At 58.5% G+C, this 19,249-nt stretch carries 22 protein-coding genes; 13 read left to right on the top strand and 9 right to left on the bottom strand.

Features of this window, described 5'->3' with window-relative positions; all coding sequences use genetic code 11:
* The first annotated feature begins 65 nt into the window (after positions 1 to 65).
* Positions 66 to 389, top strand: coding sequence for a HesB/IscA family protein (locus QPJ95_RS15910; RefSeq protein WP_270917100.1), 324 nt, complete (start codon positions 66 to 68; stop codon positions 387 to 389).
* A 40-nt stretch (positions 390 to 429) separates the two neighbouring features.
* On the opposite strand, the gene QPJ95_RS15905 is transcribed toward QPJ95_RS15910, so the two are convergent.
* Positions 430 to 1,500 carry a DUF6902 family protein gene (locus QPJ95_RS15905; protein ID WP_270917099.1) on the bottom strand — a complete coding sequence of 357 codons (1,071 nt, stop codon included), beginning with the start codon at positions 1,498 to 1,500 and terminating at the stop codon, positions 430 to 432.
* Positions 1,501 to 1,564: 64 nt separating this feature from the next.
* Positions 1,565 to 1,858: a DUF6749 family protein gene (locus QPJ95_RS15900; protein WP_270917098.1), complete on the bottom strand. Its 294-nt coding sequence runs from the start codon at positions 1,856 to 1,858 to the stop codon at positions 1,565 to 1,567.
* Between the two features lie 351 nt (positions 1,859 to 2,209).
* Here QPJ95_RS15900 and xth point away from each other — a divergent pair, with 351 nt between their 5' ends.
* Complete coding sequence (xth, locus tag QPJ95_RS15895) at positions 2,210 to 3,016, top strand: exodeoxyribonuclease III (RefSeq protein ID WP_270917097.1); 807 nt, start codon at positions 2,210 to 2,212, stop codon at positions 3,014 to 3,016.
* An 87-nt stretch (positions 3,017 to 3,103) separates the two neighbouring features.
* Here the strand turns inward: xth and QPJ95_RS15890 are convergent, their stop codons facing one another.
* A complete protein-coding gene (locus QPJ95_RS15890; RefSeq protein WP_270917096.1) occupies positions 3,104 to 4,279 on the bottom strand; it encodes an FAD-dependent monooxygenase in 1,176 nt (391 codons plus the stop codon).
* A 92-nt stretch (positions 4,280 to 4,371) separates the two neighbouring features.
* Complete coding sequence (dksA, locus tag QPJ95_RS15885) at positions 4,372 to 4,794, bottom strand: RNA polymerase-binding protein DksA (protein ID WP_270917215.1); 423 nt, start codon at positions 4,792 to 4,794, stop codon at positions 4,372 to 4,374.
* A gap of 185 nt (positions 4,795 to 4,979) precedes the next feature.
* On the opposite strand from dksA, the gene QPJ95_RS15880 reads away from it, so the two are divergent.
* From QPJ95_RS15880 to QPJ95_RS15855, 6 genes are all read left to right on the top strand, one after another.
* A complete protein-coding gene (locus QPJ95_RS15880; protein ID WP_270917095.1) occupies positions 4,980 to 5,819 on the top strand; it encodes an AAA family ATPase in 840 nt (279 codons plus the stop codon).
* A 91-nt stretch (positions 5,820 to 5,910) separates the two neighbouring features.
* Positions 5,911 to 6,360, top strand: coding sequence for a GNAT family N-acetyltransferase (locus QPJ95_RS15875; protein WP_270917094.1), 450 nt, complete (start codon positions 5,911 to 5,913; stop codon positions 6,358 to 6,360).
* Positions 6,357 to 7,724, top strand: coding sequence for a DUF2927 domain-containing protein (locus QPJ95_RS15870; protein ID WP_270917093.1), 1,368 nt, complete (start codon positions 6,357 to 6,359; stop codon positions 7,722 to 7,724). The genes QPJ95_RS15875 and QPJ95_RS15870 overlap by 4 nt, the downstream gene beginning before the upstream one ends.
* Positions 7,725 to 7,727: 3 nt before the next feature.
* Entirely contained in the window at positions 7,728 to 7,895 is a 168-nt protein-coding gene (locus tag QPJ95_RS15865) for a hypothetical protein (RefSeq protein ID WP_270917092.1), read from the top strand.
* 4 nt (positions 7,896 to 7,899) lie between these two features.
* Positions 7,900 to 9,084, top strand: a complete 1,185-nt coding sequence (locus QPJ95_RS15860) for a vWA domain-containing protein (protein WP_270917091.1) — start codon at positions 7,900 to 7,902, stop codon at positions 9,082 to 9,084.
* A 123-nt stretch (positions 9,085 to 9,207) separates the two neighbouring features.
* Complete coding sequence (locus QPJ95_RS15855) at positions 9,208 to 9,894, top strand: M48 family metallopeptidase (protein WP_270917090.1); 687 nt, start codon at positions 9,208 to 9,210, stop codon at positions 9,892 to 9,894.
* 98 nt (positions 9,895 to 9,992) lie between these two features.
* Here the strand turns inward: QPJ95_RS15855 and QPJ95_RS15850 are convergent, their stop codons facing one another.
* The 5 genes from QPJ95_RS15850 to QPJ95_RS15830 all read right to left on the bottom strand — a co-directional run bounded on the left by QPJ95_RS15850 (position 9,993) and on the right by QPJ95_RS15830 (position 15,852).
* On the bottom strand, positions 9,993 to 10,535 hold the full coding sequence (locus QPJ95_RS15850) for an RSP_2648 family PIN domain-containing protein (RefSeq protein WP_270917089.1): 543 nt from the start codon (positions 10,533 to 10,535) through the stop codon (positions 9,993 to 9,995).
* Between the two features lie 11 nt (positions 10,536 to 10,546).
* Entirely contained in the window at positions 10,547 to 11,761 is a 1,215-nt protein-coding gene (locus QPJ95_RS15845) for an RSP_2647 family RNA methyltransferase (RefSeq protein ID WP_270917088.1), read from the bottom strand.
* Positions 11,762 to 11,813: 52 nt separating this feature from the next.
* A complete protein-coding gene (locus QPJ95_RS15840) occupies positions 11,814 to 12,581 on the bottom strand; it encodes a DUF6778 family protein (protein WP_270917087.1) in 768 nt (255 codons plus the stop codon).
* 216 nt (positions 12,582 to 12,797) lie between these two features.
* On the bottom strand, positions 12,798 to 13,034 hold the full coding sequence (locus QPJ95_RS15835) for a hypothetical protein (RefSeq protein WP_390923829.1): 237 nt from the start codon (positions 13,032 to 13,034) through the stop codon (positions 12,798 to 12,800).
* A gap of 19 nt (positions 13,035 to 13,053) precedes the next feature.
* Positions 13,054 to 15,852, bottom strand: a complete 2,799-nt coding sequence (locus tag QPJ95_RS15830) for a [protein-PII] uridylyltransferase family protein (RefSeq protein ID WP_270917214.1) — start codon at positions 15,850 to 15,852, stop codon at positions 13,054 to 13,056.
* 278 nt (positions 15,853 to 16,130) lie between these two features.
* Between QPJ95_RS15830 and QPJ95_RS15825 the strand changes: the two genes are divergently transcribed.
* The 5 genes from QPJ95_RS15825 (at position 16,131) to QPJ95_RS15805 (ending at position 19,248) form a co-directional block, all read left to right on the top strand.
* A complete protein-coding gene (locus tag QPJ95_RS15825; protein WP_270917085.1) occupies positions 16,131 to 16,892 on the top strand; it encodes a class II aldolase and adducin N-terminal domain-containing protein in 762 nt (253 codons plus the stop codon).
* Between the two features lie 219 nt (positions 16,893 to 17,111).
* The gene (locus QPJ95_RS15820) at positions 17,112 to 17,483 is read left to right on the top strand and encodes a hypothetical protein (RefSeq protein ID WP_270917084.1); all 372 of its coding nucleotides are present in this window, start codon (positions 17,112 to 17,114) and stop codon (positions 17,481 to 17,483) included.
* 113 nt (positions 17,484 to 17,596) lie between these two features.
* Positions 17,597 to 18,028 (top strand): c-type cytochrome, encoded by a 432-nt coding sequence (locus QPJ95_RS15815; protein WP_270917083.1) that lies wholly within the window; start codon positions 17,597 to 17,599, stop codon positions 18,026 to 18,028.
* Between the two features lie 9 nt (positions 18,029 to 18,037).
* Complete coding sequence (locus QPJ95_RS15810; RefSeq protein ID WP_270917082.1) at positions 18,038 to 18,379, top strand: copper resistance CopC family protein; 342 nt, start codon at positions 18,038 to 18,040, stop codon at positions 18,377 to 18,379.
* A gap of 83 nt (positions 18,380 to 18,462) precedes the next feature.
* On the top strand, positions 18,463 to 19,248 hold the full coding sequence (locus tag QPJ95_RS15805) for a copper resistance D family protein (protein ID WP_286018137.1): 786 nt from the start codon (positions 18,463 to 18,465) through the stop codon (positions 19,246 to 19,248).
* The last annotated feature ends 1 nt before the right edge of the window (position 19,249 follow it).

Raw genomic sequence — 19,249 nt, 5'->3', positions numbered from 1 at the left:
TGTCGCCCAGCCACTACCTTTCTATATAATGGATGACACCGCAACAGAACATCGTGGAGACGGGCATGCAACTGCCACCAAAAGTAACTGACCGTGCCTTTGCCCGGCTGGCAGAGATCGGCGCTGCCGGACAGGGTCAGGCCCTGCGGATTGCCGTCGAAGGCGGTGGCTGTTCCGGATTTCAGTATGAAATTGAGCTGGACAGCGCCAAGACCGACGATCTGGTGCTGGAAGGTCAGGGCGAAAAGGTGGTGGTTGATTCCGTGTCACTGCCATTCCTGGAAAACGCAGTGATTGATTTCACCGAGGAACTGATCGGGGCGCGCTTCACCATCGAAAACCCCAATGCCACCGCCAGTTGCGGCTGCGGCACTTCATTTTCAATGTAATTCAGGCTTTGGCTGGTGTTTTCAGAGGCTTCGACTGCGGCTAGGCAAAGGCCGTGCCGGCCCGAGCGAACCCAGCAAAGAAGCGTTCAAAATTGCTGGTACTGCTTTCGGCGGCGCTCAAAATATCATGGAATTCCTGGCTCAGGCCGGATTGCAAATGCCGCCGCATCAAGGGCCAGTCGGCGCTCCTGTGATCCTGCAGTTCATATAACATCTGTGACATCTGCCGCAGCGGCCCGGTTCGGCTGGCGCTTTGCCTGATCTGCATCGCTCCCGGCGGCACCCGCTGCGCAAAATATGAGTGCTGCGTCGCCGCCATCAGCCAGTTGCACACAAAATACTGGTGATATGCGTCCGGTGTCTGCCCCGGGCCATCGCCGGTCAGAACAAAACCAGCCGTCTGCCGCAAAAGCCAGCCCATCCATTCCACCGGTGGCGGCTTTCCGGCATAGTGCAAGGCGATACACACCTCTGCCAGCAGGTCCGAGTTCTGATCCAGATAGGCCAGCAGCCCGGCATATTCGAGACTGATCAGCGCGCTCGACTCCAGCTGCGGATCAAGACGACCGTACTCCGACAGGTAGAACACGATATGGGTCAACTCATAGGCCGCTTTGCGATTGGGCAGCGCAAATGTGTCAGATCGATTGATGAAGCAGCGAAGGCGGTGTTCCAGGGCGGCATAATCGCCGACGGCCTTGATGCCGCGCCGCTGCATCAGCCGGTGCGCTTCAGCACGTTGAAGGTCTGACAACTCGGCCTCGGCCAACCCCTGCTGCGCCACCCAATAGGCAATATCTTCACCCTTGCGTCCCGCCAGCCCCAGATCCTCAAGATCCAGGCAAATCGACAAAATGAAGCGATAATATTGCTGGAAAAAGCATATCTGATCTTCGATCTGATGGTAGAAACTGATCAGTGGCCGCAGCTGGTCTTCGCTAAACTTGGCCCCGGTGCATTCCAAAATATTCAACAGCTCGGCATTTTCCTTTAGCCAGAACACATCGCCTTGCTGTCGCCGGTGCTGTGCAAAATTATCAATGAGCGCAGTGCATTGCTGATCAAAACTGGGTTGCGCACCTGGCGCCCTGAGTGGAATGACGTTTGACATTCGATAACTTTCTTTCAGTCCACGTAATCACAAGGCGCCCTGATGGGGCAAAGAGCAGGCGCTGTTAGCTGCCTGACGAGAACATCTGCGTCCCCTCGCCCAAAGTGGTCAACTGAAGCCGGGTTGGCGCGGAGCCCGAGGAAAACAATTGAGTGCCCTCACCTGCCAAACACGCGGATACAGAGGTCGGAGCCGATCCCGAAGAAAAGGCGCCGATTGCCTCTCCATTGAAAATATCGGCGCTCATCTCAGCAATGGAGCCAGAGGAAAACAATGCGGTGTCATCACCGTCAAAAAGACTGGACACTGTGGATACGTGGTCACTGGTAAACGCTGTATTTTTACGAAGAGCGGTCATGGAATAAACTCCTTAAACGGGTTGAATGGGCACAGATCGCAGTTGCACTCTTAACGCGATATTTGTTTCTAAAATATACTCATAATTGTATGATATCTCATATTTCAGAGAGCTTCGCGTCACAACTCCATGAAATAATTGCTCAATAAATAATCAAAAAATATTCAACCACCAGCACCCGCTACCGCAAAACTGCAAGACTTCTTAACCATACCGAGGGTTTATTTTGCGATATTTCACTATCAAATTGATCGCCCCAGCGCCCGATTCGGTCGCCATGTTCACATCGCCAGCTTGCCCCTGCCGCCAACATCGGCAATAGATCTCACTCAGCCCAACAGGAGACCTGAGATGAAAATCGCCAGTTTTAACATCAATGGCATCAAAGCCCGCGCTTTGGCTCTCCCGGCCTGGCTGGATGACGCCCAGCCCGACGTGGTGCTGCTGCAAGAGGTCAAATCGGTCGATGAGGCCTTCCCGCGCGCGCTGTTCGAAGACCGGGGCTATAACGTCGAAACTCATGGCCAAAAGGGCTTTAACGGTGTTGCGATCCTGTCAAAGCTGCCGCTGGAGGACGTGACGCGGGGATTGCCCGGCGACGACGACGATGTTCAGGCGCGCTGGATTGAGGCGACAGTGATTGGCAAACAGGCCCTGCGCATTTGCGGCCTCTACCTGCCAAATGGCAACCCCGTGGAACTACAGGACGACGGCTCCCCGGTACCGGGTGGCAAATATGATTACAAAATGCGCTGGATGCAGCGATTGCAAGCGCGCGCCGTCGAGCTGATGTCAGGAGATACCCCGGCGCTGATGGCTGGCGACTACAACATCATACCGCAGGCCGAAGATGCCAAGCGACCAGAGGCCTGGCTGGAGGACGCATTGTACCGGCCAGAAAGCCGCGCCGCCTACCGGCGCATCGTCAATTTGGGCTTTACAGAAGCATTTCGCGCCCGCCACCAGGGCCCTGGCCATTATTCATTCTGGGATTATCAGGCTGGCGCCTGGAACCGGGACGACGGCATCCGAATTGATCATTTCCTGCTGACACCGCAGGCTGCAGACTTGCTGCTGGACTGTCAAATCGACAAACAGGTGCGGGCCGGCGAGAAACCGTCGGACCATGTGCCCATCTGGATCGACCTGGACCTCTGAGGCCGGACCTCTGAGGTCGGCCCTATACTGACACCAGTTCACCCGCGGTCTCACTGCATGGGCAAGACTGTAGCCGCCGAGCCTAATTCACGAAACTTCGGCGGTTACGTCATGCCCATATATCCAGTCAAACTGGCGGACCATTCGCTGCGGCGCGAACCGGCCTCCCAGCTTCAAAGCCTGATGCGCCGGCCATGCCAGCGGAGCCCGCAGGTGGTACTTCCAGGCGTTATGATTGGCCGCCTCAACGATGCGCAGCGTGCGGGTGTATCGTTGATGCTGATAGCGCTTTAGTCCGGCCTCGATAGTGTCGGCTGCGATCAGAGATTCGGTCAATACCCAGGCGTCTTCCAGCGCCATATTGGCCCCTTGCGCCATGAACGGCAGCGTTGGATGCGCGGCATCGCCCAGAATTGCGACATGCCCCTGATACCAGTTTTTCGCCACCGGATGACGGAACAGCCCCCAAAGACGTACATCATCGACCGCCGATATCAGACCACCAGCGATGCCGCCAAATTCCCGAAAAGCCGCCCGCAGATTGGCCGGATCATCGCTGTGGTTCCAGCCTTCTTTCGCCCAGGCACTGCGCTCTTGTACCGCGACCAAATTCACCTGTTTGCCGTCCCGCAAGGGATAGGCAACCAGATGTTTCTTGGGCCCCATGAACACCTGCGCTTCGGCTGGCAGTTGCATCAGATTGGGCACTGTCGCCCGCCAGGCCACCTGACCGGTGAACGCTGGCTGGCCTGGATTGTTAAAGGCTTTTCTGGCTTTCGAGTGCAATCCATCGGCACCAATCACCAGGTCACCGCCGCATTGGGCGCCGCGGGACAGATGCACCACCGGAGACGGTCCCGTCTCCACCCGCTCGACCTTTTGCAGCAATCGAACCTGCACTCCGGCCCGACGCACCGCATCAGCCAGCATCGTAATCAGGTCCGAGCGATGCACAAAATAGAAATTCTGACCGCCGGCATATTGGTCAAGGTCGAGCCGCACCACTTGGCGGCCGTGACGATAGTGCCGCAAACAAACAGCCCTTGCCCGCTGCGAGCACCAGGCCAAATCATCGTTCAGTCCGAGAGCCGCCAGTACCGCCACCCCGTTGGGCGTGATCTGCAGCCCGGCGCCAACTTCGGAAATCGCCTCGGCCTGCTCCAGCACCGTGACCTCGGCGCCTTTTCGCTGCAGAGCCAGCGCCGCGGTCAGCCCACCGATGCCGCCGCCAATTATCGTGATCTTCTGACCTTTGAGTTCCATATCACCCAGCTTCGCCTATGTTCTTCACCCATAAACGAAAAACGCCGGGACAACAGGCCCCGGCGTCAGTTTGTTAAATAATTGATCTGGCCTCAATCGTCGCGATGAACTTTTTCGCGGCGTTCATGACGTTCTTGCGCTTCGAGACTCATCGTAGCGATTGGCCGGGCATTCAGACGCTTCAACGAAATCGGATCACCCGTCACGCTGCAATAGCCATATTCACCTTCGACGATACGGCGGATTGCAGAGTCGATCTTGGATACCAATTTGCGCTGCCGGTCACGGGTCCGCAGCTCCAGTGCACGATCGGTCTCTTCGCTGGCACGGTCGGAAACATCAGGAATATTACGCGTATTATCCTGCAGTGCCTCAATCGTGTCACGACTGTCCGCCAGAAGATCTTGCTTCCAGTCCAATAGTTTGCGTCGGAAAAATTCCAACTGCCTTTCATTCATGAAAGGTTCATCTTCGGCCGGTCGATAGTCATCCGGCAGAAACAGTTCTTGCTTCATTTCGGCTCCTTCGGTCAGGCCATCAATGCTGGTCATAGTCTACTCCCAAACATTTGGCCGCCCCTCTGGGGCAGCATTTATCTGCTCCACCCGAGATTGTCACTACACAATAGTAACCGTACTGGGTTAAAAGCAGCGTAACAGCAACACGTCGCGGGCTTCTGCGCACTCAAGGTGGGAAAAATATGCGTTTTCAGGGCACTAAAGACTACATTGCGACCGACGACCTGAAAATTGCGGTGAACGCGGCTGTCACCCTTGAACGACCGCTGCTGGTCAAGGGGGAACCTGGAACCGGCAAGACCGAATTGGCACGGCAAGTGGCGAGCTCGCTGGGGATGCGGATGATCGAGTGGAATATCAAATCCACCACCCGCGCCCAGCAGGGCCTGTATGAATATGATGCGGTCTCAAGGCTGCGCGATAGCCAACTGGGCGATGAGCGCGTGCATGACGTGCGCAACTACATCAAAAAAGGCAAGCTCTGGGAAGCCTTCGACGCCGACGAACGGTTGGTGCTACTGATTGATGAGATCGACAAGGCTGATATCGAGTTCCCCAATGACCTACTGCAGGAACTCGACAAGATGGAGTTCTACGTCTACGAGACCGGCGAGACCATCCGGGCCAAGCACCGTCCGATCATGATCATCACCTCGAACAACGAAAAAGAACTGCCGGACGCGTTTTTACGGCGCTGTTTCTTTCACTACATCCGCTTCCCCGATGCCGAGACGATGAAACAGATTGTCGAAGTCCACCACCCCGGCATCAAACAGGCGCTGCTGACCACCGCGCTGACCCAGTTCTACGAAATTCGTAACACCGACGGGTTGAAAAAGAAGCCGTCAACATCTGAGGTGCTGGATTGGCTGAAGCTGTTACTGGCCGAGGACCTGACCCCCGAGGACCTGGCCCGCAACGGCGCTGACGCCCTGCCCCGCCTGCATGGGGCACTGCTGAAGAACGAGCAGGACGTGCATCTGTTTGAGCGTCTGGCCTTTATGGCGCGCGGCAAACGCTGATTTCAGATCCGCTTGCCACCACGCAATTGCAATGGCACCATGATTGCACCTGACGCGCTATTTCATCTCTTGGGAATTGGACCCGCTAAGTATGACAGGACAAGTGTTGATCCGCGCGCTGCGCGCCGACGATCGCCCCGATTGGGCCGCGATGTGGTGCGACTATCTGGCCTTTTACGAAACCGAGGTGTCGCAAGCGATCTACGACAGCACCTTTGCCCGCTTGATCGGCGAGGATCCTCAGGATTTCTCCTGCTTTATCGCCGAGCAGGACGGTGAAATCATCGGCTTGACCCATTATTTGTTCCATCGCCACAGCTGGACGCTGGACAACACCTGCTACCTGCAAGATCTATATGCCAGCCCCAAGTGCCGCGGCACCGGTGTTGGCCGCGCGTTGATCGAGGCGGTTTATGGCGCCGCCGATGTGAAGGGCAATGGCTCTGTTTACTGGCTGACGCAGGATTTCAACCAGACCGCGCGTAGGCTCTATGACCGGGTTGGAAAACAAACGCCGTTTATCCGGTATCAGCGCAAATGATCTGGCGCGCCGTCTTGATCTCGACCCTATTACTGGGTGGCTGCAACACCATTCCGCTGGAGCCGCCGCCGACGCGCGCCCGCATCGCTGACAGCGCCTTGCCGCCTGTCAAACGGTTTGGGACAACACGCCCGCTGCCGCCACAGCGCTCAAACAGCGATATGGCGCGTGATTTTCTGGATCTGCACTTCAAATTGGAGGGCGGCAGCTCTCTGCCGGTATTCACCCGGTTTGACCAGCCGATAACGCTGCGCGTCACCGGTCGCCCTGCCAAAAACCTGACCCCGGACCTGACCCGCCTGCTGTCGCGATTGCAAAGCGAAGCGGGCATCAAAATTCACCGCGTTGACAGCAGCAACGCTGTCATCACCATTGAATCCGTCAGCAGCGCCCAGATCCGCCGGGTGTTGCCAAAGGCGGCCTGCTTTGTGGTTCCTAACGTCGGCTCACTGGCCGAATACCGTCGCAACAGACGGCGCGCCAAAACCAACTGGTCACAGCTGCGCAAGCGCGCCAGGCTGGCGATTTTCATTCCCAACGATGTCAGCCCGCAAGAGGTACGCGACTGCCTGCACGAGGAACTGGCGCAAGCAATCGGACCGCTCAACGATCTGTACCGACTGCCGGATTCGGTGTTCAACGACGACAATGTCCATACGGTGCTCACCGGCTTCGACATGCTGATCCTGCGCGCCACTTATGCGCCCGAGCTGGCAACCGGGATGACCCGCGCCGAGGTCTCGGCCCGCCTGCCCGCAGTTATGAGACGCATCAATCCCCGGGGAGCGTCCCGGCCCTCGGCACCACTGCAAGAAACCCCGCGCGAATGGGTGACTGCGGTGGAAACCGCCATTGGCCCCAATGCCACAGGTCAAACCCGCAGACGTGCCGCCAACCAAGCCGCCGATATTGCAAAGCGTTTGGGGTGGCAAGATCACCGGCGGTCTTTCAGCCACTTCATTCTGGGCCGCATGGTTCAGGGATCTGACCCGGATCTGGCGCAAGACCACTTCAAGACAGCAATGCGCCATCTTGGCAACGCCCCGATCACCCAATTACACCGCGCCCAAATCGCGGCCCGTATGGCGGCCTTTGAAATCACCCGTGGCAACGGTCGCGCCGCACAGGCATTGTTGCGACCCAGCATCCCAACCGCCGCGCGGTTTGAAAATGCCACATTGCTGTCCACCCTGATGCTGCTGCAGGCCGAAGCACTGGCGCTGAGTGGTGATTTTGACGCGGCACGCGCCGTCAGGCTGGACAGCCTGGGATGGGCGCGCTACGGGTTCGGCTCAGACTGGGCGGTGCGGGCAAGACTGAATGAAATTGCCGCGCTGAACCCCAATACTTTGACGGGCGGATAGAAAATGATCGTAATTGGCGGTTTGGTTATTGGGGCCCTGCTGGGCGGCTACAAGGCCCGAAAGCGTGGCGGAGGTCTTGGAGACATTCTTCAATATGCTGCGGCCTATGGTATCATTTTGGGCCTGGCCGGTATGCTGCTGACCCTGATGGTGCATCGTTTGGCGGTCTGAGGTCATGTTCCAGCCATTCTTTGAGAACCTTCGCAACGCATCAGTGCCGGTATCCCTGCGCGAATACCTTACGTTTCTCGAATGCCTGAAGGCTGGCCTTGCCACCTATGACGTCGAAGCCTTCTATTTCCTGGCCCGCGCATCCATGGTCAAGGATGAGCGCAATATCGACAAGTTCGACCGCGCCTTTTCCGCCACGTTTAAAGGGCTAGAGGCGATCCCGGCGCAGGCCGTGATGGATGCTGTCGACATCCCCGAAGAGTGGCTCCGCAAAATGGCGGAGAAACACATGTCAGAGGAAGAGCGCGCCGAGATCGAGGCGCTGGGTGGCTTTGACAAGCTGATGGAAACCCTGAAACAGCGCCTTAAAGAACAAGAAGGACGCCATCAGGGCGGCAGCAAGTGGGTCGGCACCGCCGGAACCTCTCCCTTTGGCGCCTATGGCTACAACCCCGAGGGCGTGCGCATCGGCCAGAAAGAAAGCCGCCACCAACGCGCGGTCAAGGTCTGGGACAAACGCGAATTCAGAAATCTGGACGGCGACGTCGAACTGGGCACCCGCAACATCAAGGTGGCGCTGAAACGCCTGCGGCGCTGGGTGCGTCAGGGCGCCCATGAAGAGCTGGATCTCGACAATACCATTCGCTCCACCGCTGAACATGGGTACCTGGACGTCAAGACCCGCCCCGAGCGCCACAACGCTGTCAAAGTGCTGCTGTTCCTGGACGTAGGTGGCTCGATGGATCCGCATATCAAGGTGGTGGAAGAGTTGTTTTCCGCCGCGCGTAGCGAGTTCAAGCATCTGGAATACTACTATTTCCACAATTGCCTGTATGAAGGTGTCTGGCGCGATAATGCCCGGCGCTGGGATGCGCAGATCCCGACCCACGAGGTGCTGCGCACCTATGGCCCAGACTACAAATGCATTTTTGTCGGCGATGCCTCGATGAGCCCATATGAAATCGCCTATCCCGGCGGCGCCAATGAACACTGGAACCCCGAGGCCGGTCAGGTCTGGCTACAGCGCGCACGCGACCGCTGGTCCTCCAACCTGTGGATCAATCCGCTGCCCGAGAAATATTGGGATCACACCCATTCGATCAAAATGATGCGCGAGATCTTTGCCGACCAAATGGTGCCGATGACCCTGTCAGGGCTGGAAAAGGGCATGAAAGAACTGACCCGCTGACCCGCGATGCCAGGATCTCGGCAGGGTCTTAGATCTACCCGTTGATAGATATTTGGCGCCCCCAGCATCACCTCTGCGTCTTTCTCTCTTGTTCAACGCGCGGCCACAGCCCATATCTAAGCCATGTTGCGTCTTGCCCCAATTCTACTGGCCATTGCCTATGGCCTTGTCATGTACCGGATATCAATCTGGCGCACCCATAAGGATTTGGATGCAAAATCGACCGAACTGGCCGACCGTAAAATGAAAGCGCTGACAGACCGAATGGCCGCCGCGCTGGAGATTTCGCGCATTCCGGTGTTTATCTACGAGATTGACCCGGTCAACGGGCTGGCCGCACCGGATGGCCGGATTTTCATCACCCGCGGATTTTATCGCAAATATCAGAACGGTGAGGTCAGCGCCGAGGAGCTGGCATCGGTGATTGCCCATGAGCTGGGCCATGTGGCTCTGGGGCATGCCAAGCGACGCATGATCGATTTTTCGGGCCAGAACGCCCTGCGCACGGCGCTGATGATGGTTCTGGGTCGCTACATCCCCTTTATTGGCCCCTGGATTGCCGGCATGCTGACAACCCTGATTGCAGCCCGGCTGTCGCGCGGCGATGAATATGAGGCGGATGAATATGCAGCGGCGCTGCTGATCAAGTCGGGGATCGGGGTTGAGCCGCAAAAGACCCTGTTTCGCAAGCTGGAAGCTTTGACGCAAAGCCGCGCCGGCATGGCCCCCGCCTGGCTGATGAGCCATCCAAAAACCGAGGACCGGATAGAGGCCTTGGATCGGTTGCAGGGAAAGTGGACCCGGTCCTAGGGACATCAGCGAGAGATAATTGGGGGCGCTGCCCCCTCTTGGCCATACGGCCAATTCACCCCTGGGATATTTTTGGCCAGATGAAGCCAGCGGATTTTTTAGCCGGCCAGTGCTTTGGCCAGGCGCGGCAACCGGGCCTTTTTCAACAAGGGGCGGATCTGCCATTTCTGGCCAGACAGGCGATTTGCCACTGCCAACACGCGCTGGCCCAATTGCTCTAGCCCGCTGTTATCGTTCAACCATAGGTCATAGAGCAGCGCGTCGGGGCCAAGACGCTTCAAACCTTCGTCGGCCAGAATATTGCGCGGGAAGTCCTTGTTGTTCATCGTCACAATGGCATCCGCCGAGCCCGAGATTGCCACTGCCAGCACGTGAATATCCCCAGCGTCCGGCAGCCACAGGCGGGACTCTAACCCCGGCGCCGGGGGCAGTTCCGCCTGTGGCCAGTTGGCCCGGATCAGGACAATCTCGGCGCTGGCCTGCGCTGCGCCTGCGGGGCCCAGCTTCACCGCTGCGCGCTCCCACTCGCCCAAGATCCGGGTCGACCACAGCGGCACGAAATGCCCCAGCCGGGCCGCGCCCAACAGCATCTCGCGCATCACCGTGGGGTAAAGCACACAGGTATCCAGCAGCAGTTTCACCGGGCCCTATCTTAGTCGAGCCGGAAGAACACGGATTTCAGATAACCGCTTTCGGCCAATTGTGGCAATTGCGGATGATCCGGTCCGGCAAAACCGGTGCGGATCAGTTGTGCCGAGCGACCGGCGCGGCCGATGCCCCGTGCCGATGCGCCGCGGAATTTGCTGAGGTCGGCGGCATGGCTGCAGGAACACAGGCCAAGGTAGCCGCCGGGTTTGACCAGCGGTGCCGCCAGTTTGGCGATGCGTTCATAGGCGCGCAGGCCCGCCTCTAGCGTCGGTTTTGATGGCGCAAATGAGGGCGGATCACAGATCACCACGTCGAACATCTCACCCTCGGTGGCCAGAGCGGCCAGCGTGTCGAAGGCATCGCCCTGACGGGTGGTGAGCTGGTCGCCCAAACCACTGGCGGCAGCGCCCTGTTCAGCCAGCGCCAGAGCCGGGGCCGAGCCGTCGACACAGAGCGCCGAACCGGCACCCGCGGCCAGCATCGCCAGACCAAAGCCGCCAACATGGGAAAACACATCCAGCACCCGCGCACCGGGCGACGCCAGTCGCGCGGCAAAGGCATGGTTGGGTCGCTGGTCGTAGAACAGGCCGGTTTTCTGACCGCCGGTGAGATCCGCCATATAGCTGGCGCCGTTCATCTGCACCACAACCGGAGCCTCGGGGGCGGTGCCGTGCAGCACCATATTCACATCATCCAGCCCCTCAAGGCTGCGGGTGCGGCCGGCGGCATTTTTCAGCACCACCTCAACGCCGGTAACATTGATCAGCGCCTGCGTCAGCAGCTCCAGATGGGCCTCGGCCCAGGCGGCGTTGGGTTGCAGCACGCAGGCCGAGCCAAAGCGGTCGATCACCACACCGGGCAGCCCGTCGGATTCAGCATGGACCAGGCGATAGAACGGCGCGTCGAACAGTTGTTCGCGCATTTGCAGCGCACGGGTCAGGCGGGCTTCGAACCAAGCCAGATTCAGCTCAGCATCGGGGTTGCGGTCCAGCATCCGGGCGATGATTTTGCTGTCGGGGTTCACCGTCACCAGCCCCATCGGGGTCTGCACCTCGTCCTCTAGCACCGCCAGGGCACCAGGGACCAACTTACGGGTGCGCCGGTCAGTGACCAGCTCGTTGGCAAAGACCCAAGGAAACCCGTGCCGGATGGCGCGGGCATTGGATTTGGGTTTCATACGGACGCGGGCGCGCTGGGACGCAGAAGAGGAGGCTGTCATGGCCTCCTCTTAGCGGTATCACTGGTTCAGGGAAAGGCCCCAATGGGGGGCGCTAGAAGTTGTAGAGCATCTGAACAAACTCTGCGCTGGCGTTTTGGTAGCCCTCGGGCTTGGTCAGCTCGCGCCGAATCACGGCTGCCAGATGCTCGGTGATCCGCACTTTTTGGGTCTGGCCAGAGGCCATCGCGACCAGGGCTTGCTGGCCGCCAAAGGCGTTGAGGTCTGCCCGGACGCTGCGCAGGGGCAACAGCAATGCGCCGGTTTCCGCATGTCTCACAGCCATCTCAAATGAGATCCCATGGCGGCCACCAGTGGTATAACGGGCCTTTTCGGTTAAAGCATGGAACTTTGTGATCTCTATGTCCACAACCACTGGCACCGGTCCGTCAAGCCCGGCAACGCCGCGGTCCATTGCACTCTGCACAATTGTTTGCACCTGGGCGTAGCGGTCGCCAAGTGGATCTTCACGCCAGACAATATCACCATGTGGAAGATAGCGATTGGCCTCGGAGACCTTTAACGCGCGGGGCACGCGGACCTGCACCGAAGTCACTTGCACAGGCACCTGCCGCGCCGCAAATTCAGCGCCGCCAAAAGAAACCACCGCAACAACAGGGGTCACGTCGGTGACCGCTGGCCTCCCCCCTGTGGGCTTCCACAGCGGCGCGGTCTGCTCGCGGATCTCATATCCCTGTGGCGTGCTCACCTGCCCATCGGGAAGGGCTTCAAACGGCGCGTTACGTGTTGGCACCTCCACCGAGGCACAGGCCGAAACGGTCAATCCAAGAGTGAGCAGCATCAGTTTACGAAGGATAGTCATCGGGTTGCTCCTTGCGGCGACCGGAATGTCCCGGTCTGAGAGGTCCTCTGCAAGGTCGCGCCCAAACGCGGCAGCATTTAGGCAAATTTAGCTCAATTTCGCGATATGTTAATGAATATTGACGCGGCCCCCACCCCATCGCTGTTAAATTAAGGGGGTTCGGCAGCCGCCTGTTTACATTTGTTAACAGGCGGCTGCCGGGTTTCGCGGGGGCCATCAGTCCCGCTTGCGCCCGCGCCAACCGCCACGGCGCTTGGGATTGACCACAGCCTCCAGCCCCTGCTGCAACACCACACTCATCGGGTGATCCGGGTTCGCAGCGCCATACATATCCAGGATGACCTGGATCGCCGTGGCACTGTCCTGGCCGCCTGGCAGGCTCAAGGCCCAGTCAAGAAAGATGCTGCGACACTCGGCCGACTTTATTCCGTCGATGTGATAAGCCTCAAACATCAAAGACTTTGGGTCCAATTCAATCCTGGCCACGATCTGCACCTTCTCGTTTCAGGGCCTTTGCAATCAGTGTATTGCAGGCCTCATACCTTTGTTCCAAATCATCCTGCAGGTCCGCCAGACGGTCAAATCCGGTGCTGCGGCACAAAAACTGTGCACCGCCCTCGCCCAGATTATCAATCTCTATCCCGGTGCTGGACAACAGCCTTGCGGCGGTCTGTACGGACCAGAATAAATCATAGCTACTGTGCAAATATGTCGCCTCCGCGACATCCAGCCAGCCACTTGCGACGGTTGCCTGCAAACCCGCCCCAACTTTCTGTGCTGTGCTGCCTTCCAGCAAGGCACCAACTTGCGATGTCAGCTCGACATCCATCATCCGGCCGCCACCAACCTTGGCATCCCAAACGCCCTCTGGTGTTTTTGCCGCCGCCAGCCGCACCCGCATCTGTGCCATCTCGCTCAGGATTTTGAGCCGGTCGCGCGGGGCAGTCAGAACCTCGGTGCGAAACGCCTCGATATCCTGGGCCAATTCCGCCGACCCAGCCACCACCCGGGCGCGGGTCAGGGCCAGATGTTCCCAAACCCAGGCCTCATTCTGTTGATAATGGGTGAAACTGGACCAGCTGGTTGCCACCGGCCCCTTTGATCCCGAAGGTCGCAACCGCATGTCGACCTCGTACAAACGCCCCTGCGCCATCGGCGCGGTCAGTGCAGTAATCAAAGCCTGGGTCAGACGCGCATAATAGGGACGTGTGGCCAGTGGTCGCTTGCCCTGTGACATGTCCTCGTCCAGCGGGTCATAAATCACAATAATGTCCAGATCGGATTGCGCATTGATCCTCTCAGAGCCCAGCGATCCCATCGCCAATACCGCAGCGCCGCGCCCCGGGGGCGGGCCGTGCTTGGTTCCAAACTGAGCGATCACCACAGGGCATAAGGCAGCGATCACCGCCTCGGCCAGTTGCGCATATTGCACGCCGGCCTCCTGGGCGTTGGTCAGGCCACGTAAAAAATGCACACCAATGCGAAAATGCCATTCCTTGCACCAGCGCCGCGCACCGTCCAGCCGCGCCTCATAATCCATCTCTTGCGCCAGCCTGGAGGCCAGATCGGCCTGCAAGCTTGCCGTGCCCGGCCAGTCATCAAAGAAAGAGCCGCCAATCACCGCGTCAAACACCCCCGAATTGCGCGACAGGTGACTGGCCAGCGCCGGCGATGTACCGGCAATATCCACCAGTAGATCAATCAGTTGCGGATTGGCCTCGAGCAGGGAAAACAGTTGCACCCCGGCAGGCAAGCCAGCCAGAAATCCATCCAGCGCCATCAGCGCCTCAGATGGTTTTGCGGTTTTGCTCAACCGGGCCAGCAGTTCAGGCTTAAGGCGTTCAAAAATCCGCGCGCCCCGCACCGACCGCAACGCCGGATAGGTTGGCCAGCGCGCAATGATATCACCGTCCAACTCCTGCGACAGCACAGGCACAGCGCCGGTTCCACTGTCCGGCGCAAAGAAGTCTTCGGTCAGCTCATGGACCTCGGTCAGCCTCGATTTGACCTGACGGATCAGAGCCGCCGGTTCAAGATCCATCAGGCAGGCGACCCGCGCCAGGCCTTCCTCGGTTTTTGGCATCCGATGGGTCTGCGCATCATGGATCATCTGGATGCGATGCTCGACCTCGCGGTGGGCGCGGTAATGTTCAGTCAGTTTTGCCGCAGCGTCGCTGGGGACCCAGTTACGATTTGCCAAAGCGGCCAGCCCCTCGACGGTGCCCCGCAAGCGCAGGCTCTCGTCGCGACCGCCGGCGATCAACTGCCGGGTCTGGGTGAAAAACTCAATCTCGCGAATGCCGCCACGGCCCAGTTTCATATCATGACCGGGAACTTCGATCGGGCCACCGACCCCCTTGTTCTCGCGAATTCGGAGCCGCATTTCATGGGCGTCCTGAATGGCGGCAAAGTCCAGATGGCGACGCCAGACAAAAGGTTTCAGAGTTTTGAGAAACCGCTCTCCGGCCGCGATATCACCGGCACAGGCGCGTGCTTTGATATAGGCGGTGCGTTCCCAGGTGCGCCCCAGACTTTCATAATACCGTTCCGCCGCCTCCATCGCCAGGCAAACCGGGGTGACCGAAGGATCGGGGCGCAGCCGAAGGTCGGTGCGAAATACATAGCCATCGGCCGTTCTGTCGCTAAGCGTCGCGCACATATTGCGGGTGGCACGCACCATGCCCTGCCGGGCCTGTTGGAAATCATCCGGGTCAAACCGGGTTTCATCAAACAGGCATATCAGGTCGATATCAGAGCTGTAGTTCAGCTCATACGCCCCCATCTTGCCCATGGCCAGAATACTCAGCCCGCCCGCAGTGGCGATGTCGTCTTCAGTCATTCCCGGCAATTTGTTGCGCCGGATCAAAGCCGCGATTTCGGCCTTGATCGCCACATCCGCCGCCAAGGCGCCAAACTCGGCCAAAACCCGGGTGACCTGCTCCAGGCTCCACCCACCGCTGAGATCGGCCAGCGCCGTCAGCAGCGCAACCCGCCGCTTGGCTTGCCGCAATCCCGGCTTTATCTGATCGAACGGCAAAGTCCGGCAGACGTCAAACACCTGTGCCATCGCCGCCTCGGGGTCTGCCAATGCCTGGTCCAGCCAGCCCGATTCGCGCCCTATCAGCTCTTTCAGAAAAGGACTGGACCCGGCCGCACCACTGATGAGGGCCGCCATTTCGCCGCCCAGCGCAGGAACCAATGCTTTGGCTTCAGCCCCCAGGTCGACATCAAAGGCGCGCGGCAGGCGGGTTATTTTCAAAGACATGTTCATGGCCGCATAATTGTTCGCCCCGGTCGGCAAGGTCAATGCGTCAAACATCACGATCCCGGATCGGACATGACCAACCAAGGCGACCCAGGCGATGCCGGTGAGATTGAGGAAGAACGCCAGCCCAAGGCGGTGCCTACTGGCCTGCCCTCAAAGATCAAATGCAATGGTTGAAAAAACAATACCCTGGCTGCCTAATTCGCTTGCTCCAAGCCTCCATCAGTTTCAACTTGGGCACAGGGCGTTCCATTTGGGGAATGCCGGACAGAGAGAGAGCTTTGATGTCAACACCTTCCGCAACCACGCAACCCAACCTAGCCCATTGGAACGAACGCGTTGACCTGGCCGCCACCTTTCGCTGGACAGCGCGGCTCAATATGCACGAAGCGGTTGCCAACCACTTTAGCCTGGCGGTGAATGACGATGGCTCGCAGTTCCTGATGAACCCAAACCAGATGCATTTCAGCCGGATAAAGGCGTCCGATATGTTGCTGCTGGACGCAAACGATCCGAACACGATGGACCGTCCGGGTGCGCCAGATGAAACGGCCTGGGGATTGCACGGGTCGATACACCGGCTTTGCCCACAGGCCCGCTGTGTGATGCATGTGCACTCTATTCATGCAACGGTTCTCGCCTCACTTGCGGATAGCACATTGCCACCAATCGATCAGAATTCCGCGATATTTTTCCGGCGGCATGTGGTGGACGAGGAATACGGCGGTCTTGCGTTTGAAAGTGAAGGCCAGCGCTGTGCCGGATTGTTAACAGACCCCAAGATCAAGGTGATGATCATGGGCAATCACGGTGTGCTGGTCATCGGCGATACTGTGGCCGACACCTTTAACCGGCTTTACTATTTTGAACGTGCCGCTGAGACCTATATTCGGGCGCTGCAAACCGGCCAAAAGCTGCGGGTACTCAGCGATGAGGTCGCTGAAAAAGTGGCGCAGGAGCTGGAAGACTATCCAGATCAATCCGAGCGCCATTTGGCGGAGTTGAAAGCCATCCTCGACGGCGAAAATGATCCCTACGCGAACTGAGGCCCCGTGAAAGGCGGTCTCCCGGTCGGTAACATATCATCTGAGCTCTGCGCCGGGTCTGTGGCAGCCCCCAGTCCCGGCGCAAACGGCTGCTGACTTGGGGTGAGGCTCTGCAACAAATTCGGGGCGATTGAGGATCTACGCAATTGTGATACGGTCAAACACCACCAGTGGCCGTTAAAGGTTGATCGCGAAATTAAAAAGCCCTAGCAAAAACCAATGGACATGCTGAAGCGCATACTCTCGCCCCTTGCAATCGGTTTGCTGATCCTGACAACGGGGCTCGGCACAACCGCTTTTGCGCTGGCCATGGATAGAGACGCGGGCCACTGCGCAGAGCACATGTCGATGCTCGCTGAGGCCAATCCGACCACAAATGGTACCATCGACACCTCCCCGCATCAGATACCCTCTGACTATGCAGGCGGTGAGCACGATAAATGCAAGGTACACATGTGCCTGGGATTGACCATTTTGACACCTCAGATATCTGCCAGCATGGTTCACTTCGACCTAATCCAGGCGCGTTTCAAACGGGATCTGCATCATGTGAACCAGATCGAAGCCCCAGACCGGCCACCAACCTCCTGAGACTGAATTGCCGTGCGTTTGCTGTTCGGCCAAACTTGGGTGCGGTTGCATTCGGCGTCGCTGCCGACCAGCAAACGCACTTTTCCAGTCCATACCCATGTTGGGAACACTATATGAAACGAAAATATACCGTGCTCGCTGGCAGCGCGTTTTTCGCCCTCACCCTGTTTGCTGTCTGGCAGACCACAACCCCGCAGCCACAGACCACCAGTGAGGCCGTCGCGGGCGGCGCAATTGCCGCCGTGCAAAGCCCGCTGATCGATGGCAATGCGGCGATTGGCAAGGCTATTTTTGACAAGGCATGCGCCTCTTGTCATGGCGAAAACGCAGCAGGCACCAACGGTCTGGCACCACCGCTGGTGCATAAGATCTATGAACCCAGTCACCATGCGGATGAGGCGTTCCAACGCGCCGCCAAACTTGGCGTCAAAAGCCATCACTGGCCATTTGGAGATATGCCACCGGTCCAGGGTCTGACCCGTGGCGATGTCACCATGGTCGTCGCCTATATTCGCACGTTACAACGTGCCAACGGAATCCACTGAGGTATCACCATGAAAATCATCATCACAATGATCGTTTCCGCCTTGCTTGCCTCGGGGGCATCTGCCCATTCAAAGGTCAGCACGACAACGCCGTCCAACCATGCTGAGCTTGCCGATGTTCCGGCCCAGATCGGCTTCGACTTTGCAAAGAACATTCGATTGACCAAGGTGAAAGTGACCCACGACAACGATCCGGCGGTGCCTGTTGATCTTGTTGGGCAGACCGATTTTGAGCGGATCTTTACGCTGCCGCTACCAGACATGGGCGACGGCACCTACCACATCGAATGGCGGGGCTTGGGCATGGACGGTCACGCCATGCAGGGCGATTTCACCTTTGAGGTGAATTGAGCATGCCGGACATTTGGGAAAGCGCATCGATATTGGCAAAGTTGCTACTCTACGCCGGGATTACCGGGGCCACGGGGATCGCCATGATCCGCCTCATCTTTTGGGACTACGTCAAGTGTCTTGATGCGCGCCTGCGGCGCTTTTCGCTTGGTCTGGCTGGCGTCGCAGTCACCGCCGCCATCATTGGTTTTCTGCTACGCGGAGCGGCCCTAACAGGCGACATCGCAGGTATGGTTGACCGCGAAATGCTTGGCCTTTTGTGGGGCACCTCGGTGGGAGAGGCGTTCACCTACCGGTTGGCCGGCATCATCGTGATCAGTATCGGCCTGTACCTGCCTGTGATCGGGGCATGGGTCAGCCTGGCTGGCGGCCTTATTGCCCTGTGGTCGTTTACGCAGATTGGCCACATCCCGGACCAGGAGCAAACCGGTATACGCCTGCTGCTGCTGCTGCATCTGCTTGGCGTTTCGTTTTGGGTTGGCATACTTGCCCCGCTGCGCTGGCTGGCCCGCGATCCCGAATATTTGGCGGTCGCCGCAAATTTCGGCGATAAATTTGGTGTCATGGCATCGGGTATTGTCGCCGTGCTGGTGCTGGCCGGAGGGCTGATGGCCTGGTTGATCCTGGGGACGCTCTCGCTGATCTTCACAACCGCTTATGGCTTGGCGCTTGTCGGCAAAGTGACCTTGGTCGCGCTGCTGCTAGGATTGGCAGCCGCCAACAAACTCCGCTTTATTCCAGCCATGCAAGCCGGAAATCAAAAGGCGGCGGCTCACCTTGCCCGCTCCATTGAACTGGAAATCACTGTCATCACCGCTGTCTTGGTTGCGACCGCGACCCTGACCAGCGTTTTGGCATTACCGATGTGAG

The organism is Parasedimentitalea psychrophila, assembly GCF_030285785.1.
Lineage (GTDB): Bacteria > Pseudomonadota > Alphaproteobacteria > Rhodobacterales > Rhodobacteraceae > Parasedimentitalea > Parasedimentitalea psychrophila.
Note: the sequence above shows the minus strand (reverse complement) of the source record. Positions and strands in the feature narration are given on the sequence as shown.

Excerpts from the sequence above, each read along its gene's own strand:
- QPJ95_RS15910 (WP_270917100.1), top strand. The coding sequence starts at position 66 with ATGCAACTGCCACCAAAAGTAACTGACCGTGCCTTTGCCCGGCTGGCA.
- QPJ95_RS15905 (WP_270917099.1), bottom strand. The coding sequence starts at position 1,500 with ATGTCAAACGTCATTCCACTCAGGGCGCCAGGTGCGCAACCCAGTTTT.
- QPJ95_RS15900 (WP_270917098.1), bottom strand. The coding sequence starts at position 1,858 with ATGACCGCTCTTCGTAAAAATACAGCGTTTACCAGTGACCACGTATCC.
- xth (WP_270917097.1), top strand. The coding sequence starts at position 2,210 with ATGAAAATCGCCAGTTTTAACATCAATGGCATCAAAGCCCGCGCTTTG.
- QPJ95_RS15890 (WP_270917096.1), bottom strand. The coding sequence starts at position 4,279 with ATGGAACTCAAAGGTCAGAAGATCACGATAATTGGCGGCGGCATCGGT.
- dksA (WP_270917215.1), bottom strand. The coding sequence starts at position 4,794 with ATGAAGCAAGAACTGTTTCTGCCGGATGACTATCGACCGGCCGAAGAT.
- QPJ95_RS15880 (WP_270917095.1), top strand. The coding sequence starts at position 4,980 with ATGCGTTTTCAGGGCACTAAAGACTACATTGCGACCGACGACCTGAAA.
- QPJ95_RS15875 (WP_270917094.1), top strand. The coding sequence starts at position 5,911 with ATGACAGGACAAGTGTTGATCCGCGCGCTGCGCGCCGACGATCGCCCC.
- QPJ95_RS15870 (WP_270917093.1), top strand. The coding sequence starts at position 6,357 with ATGATCTGGCGCGCCGTCTTGATCTCGACCCTATTACTGGGTGGCTGC.
- QPJ95_RS15865 (WP_270917092.1), top strand. The coding sequence starts at position 7,728 with ATGATCGTAATTGGCGGTTTGGTTATTGGGGCCCTGCTGGGCGGCTAC.
- QPJ95_RS15860 (WP_270917091.1), top strand. The coding sequence starts at position 7,900 with ATGTTCCAGCCATTCTTTGAGAACCTTCGCAACGCATCAGTGCCGGTA.
- QPJ95_RS15855 (WP_270917090.1), top strand. The coding sequence starts at position 9,208 with ATGTTGCGTCTTGCCCCAATTCTACTGGCCATTGCCTATGGCCTTGTC.
- QPJ95_RS15845 (WP_270917088.1), bottom strand. The coding sequence starts at position 11,761 with ATGACAGCCTCCTCTTCTGCGTCCCAGCGCGCCCGCGTCCGTATGAAA.
- QPJ95_RS15840 (WP_270917087.1), bottom strand. The coding sequence starts at position 12,581 with ATGACTATCCTTCGTAAACTGATGCTGCTCACTCTTGGATTGACCGTT.
- QPJ95_RS15835 (WP_390923829.1), bottom strand. The coding sequence starts at position 13,034 with ATGTTTGAGGCTTATCACATCGACGGAATAAAGTCGGCCGAGTGTCGC.
- QPJ95_RS15830 (WP_270917214.1), bottom strand. The coding sequence starts at position 15,852 with ATGAACATGTCTTTGAAAATAACCCGCCTGCCGCGCGCCTTTGATGTC.
- QPJ95_RS15825 (WP_270917085.1), top strand. The coding sequence starts at position 16,131 with ATGTCAACACCTTCCGCAACCACGCAACCCAACCTAGCCCATTGGAAC.
- QPJ95_RS15820 (WP_270917084.1), top strand. The coding sequence starts at position 17,112 with ATGGACATGCTGAAGCGCATACTCTCGCCCCTTGCAATCGGTTTGCTG.
- QPJ95_RS15815 (WP_270917083.1), top strand. The coding sequence starts at position 17,597 with ATGAAACGAAAATATACCGTGCTCGCTGGCAGCGCGTTTTTCGCCCTC.
- QPJ95_RS15810 (WP_270917082.1), top strand. The coding sequence starts at position 18,038 with ATGAAAATCATCATCACAATGATCGTTTCCGCCTTGCTTGCCTCGGGG.
- QPJ95_RS15805 (WP_286018137.1), top strand. The coding sequence starts at position 18,463 with ATGATCCGCCTCATCTTTTGGGACTACGTCAAGTGTCTTGATGCGCGC.